5 protein-coding genes and 1 pseudogene are annotated in these 7,134 nt (G+C 60.0%); 5 read left to right on the forward strand and 1 reads right to left on the reverse strand.

Annotated elements, in window-relative coordinates; genetic code table 11:
• From JOZ76_RS14745 to JOZ76_RS14755, 3 genes are all read left to right on the forward strand, one after another.
• A partial coding sequence (locus JOZ76_RS14745; protein ID WP_291699356.1) for a DUF3734 domain-containing protein occupies positions 1-1,036 on the forward strand: 1,036 nt, incomplete at its 5' end.
• A 38-nt stretch (positions 1,037-1,074) separates the two neighbouring features.
• Positions 1,075-1,863, forward strand: a complete 789-nt coding sequence (locus tag JOZ76_RS14750) for an acetoacetate decarboxylase (RefSeq protein ID WP_291699357.1) — start codon at positions 1,075-1,077, stop codon at positions 1,861-1,863.
• An 868-nt stretch (positions 1,864-2,731) separates the two neighbouring features.
• Positions 2,732-3,313 carry a hypothetical protein gene (locus tag JOZ76_RS14755; RefSeq protein ID WP_291699358.1) on the forward strand — a complete coding sequence of 194 codons (582 nt, stop codon included), beginning with the start codon at positions 2,732-2,734 and terminating at the stop codon, positions 3,311-3,313.
• Here JOZ76_RS14755 and JOZ76_RS14760 read toward each other — a convergent pair.
• Entirely contained in the window at positions 3,276-3,770 is a 495-nt protein-coding gene (locus JOZ76_RS14760) for a hypothetical protein (RefSeq protein ID WP_291699359.1), read from the reverse strand. The genes JOZ76_RS14755 and JOZ76_RS14760 overlap by 38 nt on opposite strands.
• A gap of 91 nt (positions 3,771-3,861) precedes the next feature.
• Here JOZ76_RS14760 and JOZ76_RS14765 point away from each other — a divergent pair, with 91 nt between their 5' ends.
• Positions 3,862-4,335, forward strand: coding sequence for an ankyrin repeat domain-containing protein (locus JOZ76_RS14765; RefSeq protein WP_291699360.1), 474 nt, complete (start codon positions 3,862-3,864; stop codon positions 4,333-4,335).
• Between the two features lie 521 nt (positions 4,336-4,856).
• Positions 4,857-6,057, forward strand: a pseudogene (rocD, locus tag JOZ76_RS14770) (ornithine--oxo-acid transaminase).
• The last annotated feature ends 1,077 nt before the right edge of the window (positions 6,058-7,134 follow it).

Below are 7,134 nucleotides of genomic sequence, written 5' to 3' on the forward strand. Positions count from 1 at the left end.
CCATCCGGACTGGGTCGCCGGCATCTCGATCGGTGCGATAAACGCCGCCATCATTGCCGGCAATCCGCCCAATTCCCGCGTCGAGAGGCTGCGCCAATTCTGGGCGCATGTGACGTCGAGCGCCCCTTGGGATTGGCTAGCCAATCCCTTCGGTGATTTGGCGAGAAGTGACGACACGCGCAATCTTCTCAACCAAATTAGTGCCAATCTCGCGGTCGCCTGCGGCGCTGCGGGCTTCTTCTCTGCGCGCGCTGTGGTGCCCTGGCTCCAGCCGGGCGGAACGCTCGGGGCAACCAGCTTCTATGACACCAGCGGCCTCAAGCAAACGCTTGAGCGTCTGGTGGATTTTGATCGCCTCAACGCGGGGATGACGCGCTTCAGCGCGGGCGCGGTCAACGTCAGGACCGGCAATTTTGTCTACTTCGATACCAACACCCACAAGATCACGGCGGAGCATGTCATGGCGAGCGGGGCACTGCCGCCCGGTTTTCCGGCGGTCGAGATCGATGGCGAGCACTACTGGGATGGCGGCCTCGTGTCCAATACGCCGCTACAGTGGGTGATCGACAGTAACCCCGTTCGTGAGGATACGCTTGCATTTCAGGTCGATCTCTGGAGCTCGCAAGGCGCGCTGCCGCGCAATCTGGCGGAAGTCGCCACGCGTCACAAAGAAATTCAGTTTTCAAGCCGCACGCGTGCGAGCACCGGCCAATTCAAAAGCGTGCACCGCGTCCAGCGTGCAATCGCGGCGCTCCTGCGCCGGCTTCCTGCTGATCTTGAGGAGAATGATGATCTGAAGATCCTGAAGTCGGTCGCCAGCGACAAGGTCTACAACATCATCCACCTGATCTACCGGGCACAGAACTACGAAGGTCACTCGAAGGACTACGAGTTTTCGCGGCTGTCGATGCAGGACCATTGGCGTGCCGGATATCACGATGCCGTCCGCACGCTTCGTCATCCTGAAGTTCTTGCTCGCCCCGCGAGCCTGGATGGCGTCTTCACGTTTGATCTCGAACGTGACGGTCGCGAATAGGCAATCCACCGCAAACCCACGACAAAGAGGACTAGAACATGCGTGAGAAAGAAGTATTGGAGCGTGCCTTCGCAATGCCGCTTACGAGCCCGTCTTATCCCCCTGGCCCGTATCGGTTCGTTAATCGCGAATATCTGATCATCACATACCGTACTGATCCGGCAAAGCTGCGTGCAATTGTGCCGGCGCCGCTCGAACTCGACGAGCGCGAGACGCTGGTGAAATACGAATTCATCCGCATGCCGGATTCCAATGGCTTCGGCGACTACACGGAGAGCGGTCAGGTGATCCCAGTCTCGTTCCGCGGCCGCAGGGGCAGCTACACCCACTGCATGTTCCTTAACGACGAGGGACCGATCGCTGGCGGCCGTGAACTCTGGGGCTTTCCCAAAAAGCTTGCACAGCCGACGCTGCGAACCGAGATCGACACGCTTGTCGGAACCCTGGACTATGGGCCGCTTCGCGTCGCGACCGGTACGATGGGCTACAAGCACCGCGAAGCTGACCTGGCGCAAGTCAAAGCTTCCCTTGCGGCTCCAAACTTTCTGCTCAAGATCATTCCGCATGTTGACGGCACGCCACGCATCTGCGAGCTGGTCGAATACCATCTCGAGGACGTCACGATGAAGGGCGCTTGGATTGGGCCAGCGGCGCTGCACCTGTCCCCTCACGCCCTGGCACCCGTTGCCGAGCTACCCGTCCTTGAGGTCGTATCCGCGATCCACATCCTTGCCGACCTTACGCTCGGCCTCGGCAAGGTGGTGCACGACTATTTGCGGCACCCAAGCCGGCACGCGCGCATCAACGAAATGGCTTTAGCGACCTGATGCCAATCGTGCACCGAGCCGGCGGCCAGGTGACGGCCGCTTCTGAGCGTGAAGCGGACACGGCCGAAATTTAGGAGTACGCACCCTGGTAGCTCGGAGCGTGGGTTCCCAGCTGCCGGAGTGAAAAATGGCTTTTGCATCAACGGGGATTGACGGACTCCCTCTCCGCCGCTGCACTGTTCTCCACTGTATTCGATTGTTCGAATCGACAGCAAAACCAATGAGGGGTGCGACAAACGCCGTTGCGACCAGTTGCGCGACGTCACCCGTAGTCACCGCGCAAACCGTAGCTTCCCAGCGTGGGGTCGGAGGACGGATTTCGCGATGAAGAACAAGGCGGGTAAAACTCAAGCCGCCCGATCGCATCTTCTTCAGCGTCCACATCGAATAACTGGAGCTATCAGGATAGCAAGTGGTGCTGGCTATCGTAAGGGCACCGATACATTCTTAATACTAAGATCGCTAGTTCGGCATGACTTAGATATTTGGCGCGCCACGGCCGATGAATGGGCACTATTGGTTCGCCGTGGCACTATGATGTCGCGACCGACCACGCGCTCCAACCCGCGAGTCCGCGACGGACCGCGATTTCGCGCTACACCCTCGCCGGAAGCGGGACCCTCGCTTCCTGTCGCTGTGCCGCAATCCCGAACTATGTGTCACAACGGCGCACCGGCCAATGCCGCCTGATGCCGTCGTGAATTGACAGCCTCGCGAGGCTCGATGACACTATAAGGAGCGCGCCAGACAGGGCGCCTCCTGCCCGCGGCAAGGGAAAACTCCCACCTGTTCCGTGTCAAAGAGCGTGTTCAACACCTTCTTTCAGCCTGATTTCAGCGGGTCACAGGCGCTACGAAAGGAGGTCGCGATGACCACGCCGAAGTTTCTGCCCGCTCGTCCATCCCTGGAATCCCTGCGCAAGCAAGCAAAGAAGCTCGCGCGCGACGTCGCCGCCGGTGACGTTGGCGCGATCGCGCGTGCACGCGTGCACCTGCCGGGCGTCGATGCGCCGCTGACGCAGCGTAGCGCACAACTCGTGATCGCGCGGGAATACGGCTTTGCCGGCTGGCAAGTCCTGACCAAAGAGGTAAGCAAACGGCTCGGCGGGGGTTTAGATTGGGCGGTGACGCAGGCTCGACGCGTCATTCACGACAACGACGTCGAGAGTTTAAGACCGCTGCTGGCTGAATACCCTGCGCTGCTTTCCTGGCAGGAAGACGGTGGCCTGCTCGCAATGGCCACGTTCGCCTACGGGGACGCAGGCGACCCGGAAAGAGAACAATGGTTCACCCGCGGACCATGCGCCGAGCTTTTGATCGACGCCGGCGCAGTGGTGACGAAAGAGGTATGCGAGGGTCTGCTCCTGTCCCGCGCCTGGGGGTTGCTGCAACTGTTTCAGCCCCGCGGCCTGCCTACCGCGCACGCTCAAGTTTCTTACCGCGCTCGGTGATGTCGATGCCGTCCGCGCCGCTCTTACCGCGAGCCCGCACGATCTCGCAACCGTCAACGAAGCCTTCGTGCGCGCCTGCAGCTTCAAGCATGAGGACATCGCATCCCTCCTGCTGGAACGATCGATCGCGCTCGATCCCGAACTTGGCAAACATGTGGACGAAAACCCCGGCCGTCGCGCGTTCATCACCTATTGCATCGAGCACAGACCTTCCTATGCGATCGAAGTCGGGCCGTGGAAGGCGTTCGTCATCGAACGGATCATCCGCACGATTCACGATGACGATCTGGCGGCGTTTGTGGGCCAGCTGCAGCGCACGCCATGGCTGCTGGGCGACGACTGGGTGGCCGTTCAGAACCGGCTCATCGAGCTCGCATGTTTGAACTATGGCAGCAAGTTCATTGCCGCCTTTCTCGACCTTGATCCCGCGATCCTGCGGCGCCGGCCACCGCCGCAATCACAAGCCATCGAGTTCGCGTTCACTTACAAACACACTCACCTCGTGCCATTGCTGACCGGCATCTGGCCACTTCCGGACGATCTGCCGCATGCGGCGGGCATGGGCGATCTCGCGCGCGTCAGGCAATGGTTCGACGAATCCGGCGCGCCTGTGGACGATCTTCGTAACCACTACCCATTCAACGACCCGCGCGCGCAGCCATCTCGGCTGGGATGCGGCGACGACGCAGCAGGTGATCGACGTCGCGCTTGCGTTCGCCGTGACCAACGATCACTTCAATGTGGCGGACTTCCTGCTGGAACACGGCGCCGACATCAACACCCGCTGGGGCTCGCACGAGCCGGCGAGCCTGCTGCACCACTTGATTTCCAACGGGACCTACGAGTCGATGCAATTCGTCATCGACCGCGGCATCGATATGACCATCAAGGATTATCGGTGGGGCGGCACGGCTCAAGGTTGGGCATACTATGCCAATAAAGATCGAAATATGGCACGGTGGCTCGCGACGGAGCGACAGCGCAGAAGTAACAAACGTGCCGGCAAACCGCTACCGCAGTGAGGCTCACCGACCCCGTGTCGAGCGCGCTTGTCGATGTGCCAGGAAGCGGGACGAGTCTGATGGGGCGACAGCATCTCGTATGCCGGCGCGGCCCTTGACGCGGGGCTGGACGAACATGATCGCACCGCCAGTAACGCGTCAGTTCAGATGTGCGATGGAAAATGGCGCACCCGACACGATTCGAACCTGTGGCCTTCGCCTTCGGAGAGCAGTATTCATCGCACCGTGCTGTCCCAACCACTTCACGAACAAGCTCTTTTGAGCGCTACCTGGGTATTCAAATTGCGACTTGAAGCGAATGTCGGTATCGGTGGTTGCGCGCCCCGATTTGAGCCCATCGTACCCTCGTCACGGTTCTCACCGGAGATCATGCCGATTGCGGCGCCTTCTTCGAGCTGGATGCAAGCAATTGTTGCTGTCGATAATTGTGCTGCCGCACGCAGGCTGGTGCCGTTGTCATGATTAGCGGGCGTGGAGAGCCCAGTTGGTGCCAGTCCGCTGCAACGGGAGGGACGAAAAAGATGGGGCCACCGGTCTCTGATTTCATCGCAAGGGAAGCGCGCTTTGGCGCCCAGAACTACGAGCCGCTCGATGTCGTTCTGTCGCGCGGCGAGGGCGTCTTTGTGTGGGATACGCAAGGTAACCGTTATCTCGATTGCCTCTCCGCCTATTCGGCCGTGAACCAGGGCCACTGCCATCCGAAAATACTAGCCGCTATAGTAGAACAGGCGGGCAAGCTGACGTTGACCTCCCGCGCCTTCCACAACGACCAACTGGCCCCCTTCTACGAGCAGATTGCGGAGCTTACTGGCTCTCATAAGATTCTGCCGATGAACAGCGGTGCCGAGGCCGTGGAGAGCGCGATCAAATCGGTGCGCAAGCGGGGTTACGAGGTCAAGGGTGTGCCGGATGGGCAAGCCGAGATCGTCGTCTGCGCCGACAACTTTCACGGCCGCACCCTCGGCATCATCGGCTTCAGCACCGACGCGGCGGCGCGTGATCATTTTGGACCGTTCGCACCAGGGTTCAGCATCATTCCCTTCGGCGACGCCAAGGCGCTTAAGGAGGCGATCACGCCGAACACAGTCGCCTTCCTCGTCGAGCCGATCCAGGGAGAAGCCGGCGTTATCATTCCGCCGTCCGGCTATTTCACGAAGGTACGCGAGCTCTGCACCGCGCACGACGTGATGTTGATCCTCGATGAGATCCAGACCGGGCTCGGTCGCACCGGTAAGCTGCTCGCCGAACAGCACGATGGCATCGAGGCGGACGTGACGCTGCTCGGCAAAGCATTGTCCGGCGGCTTCTATCCGGTATCGGCCGTCCTTTCGAATAACGCGGTGCTCGGCACAGCACGGCTCGACCTTCGGTGGCAACCCGCTCGCCTGTGCGGTGGCGCGGGCTGCTCTGCGCGTGCTTGTCGAGGAAGGGATGATCGATAACGCGGCCGAGCAGGGCGCGCGCTTCCTCGATGGCCTGAGGAGCATCCGCTCCAATAGGATCCGTGAGGTGCGTGGGCGTGGGCTGATGTTGGCGGTTGAACTTCACCCGGAAGCAGGGGATGCGCGCCGCTACTGTGAGGCACTGCAGGCCAGGGGGATCCTTGCCAAGGATACCCATGGACACACGATTAGGATCGCCCCACCACTTGTGATCACCAGCGATCAGGTCGATTGGGCGCTGGAGCAGATCGGAGCCGTTCTGAGGCACGATTTGTCGTGACCGTAGAAGAAAACCTATTGAGGCTTCAATGCGGGCTGACCGATGCGTTTGTCAGAATGGACGATTGCGATCGTGCGACGAATACCCGTTTTCGGTCGGAAAAGCCCAGGCGTGCGACCGGTAAGTCATTGATTGTTCTCAACCTGTGGCTGACTCTTAATCAGCCGCTCTGTCGGAAATTTCAGATGCTTGCGTCAAGGCACTCTCACGCATGATGGCGCGAGCTCCGAAGTTTCATTGCCGCGCCGTCAAGGAAATTGGCGTAGAAGGCCATTTCGTCAGACGCAGCCCCGTCAACAGCACGTCAACAGCAAATGGCGTTTCGTTCCGATCTTGTTCTTACTCCGTTTGCACGTCTACTGGCCTTTTCGCTTTAGTCTTGCGCGAGAATTCGTGTTCCGGACTACCTTGACATGGTAGGGGAGGTTCGATCCCTGTCGTGCCTCTTCGCTCGCTTGGCCGACCCGTTCGAGATCCATGGTCGAGCGTGGCACCCCGACATTGTCAGCGAGCTTGCTTGCGTTCATCTGTCGATTTTCGAACATGCCGAGATAGACCGCCGCACAGAGCAAAGTGTCCGATGCGTCGGCGCCGAAGCGCCCTTCAACGTGTGGAGCGTGGATGGCTCATCTTCCCGGTGAGCTCGATTGGAGGCCTCTCACGCTGGAGGTCGCGGGTTCGGCCCGTTTTTCGCGCGTGTCCATTTGGCTCAGAAATGGGCGCCAGAGAGAACGCCCTCAGGCAGCTTTTCTCTCCCTCCGGATGACGATGAAGAGTTCCGAGGGGGGAGGGGGAAACGACCCCCGACACTCCGTTCTTGAGCTCATCGGAACTACCTAAACTTTGCTATCGCGCCGTTCCGACAAAAGGAAATCCAATGGCAGGTTCAGTGGAGCGTTAGCGGGACGTTTGTTGGAATAGCGACTGGTTCTCCTCCTTTCCTCGACATTTTAGCCAGGGACGAGGTTTTGCTGGAAGAGTTGGGAAGAGGTGATCTATGTCGGTGCGAAGCAATTGTCATCGGGTCAGGCGAGTAGACGAGTTGGTGGCCCGAAAAATCTCGATCGCGCTGCGAGC

It is taken from the genome of Bradyrhizobium sp. (assembly GCF_019244115.1).
Lineage (GTDB): Bacteria > Pseudomonadota > Alphaproteobacteria > Rhizobiales > Xanthobacteraceae > Bradyrhizobium.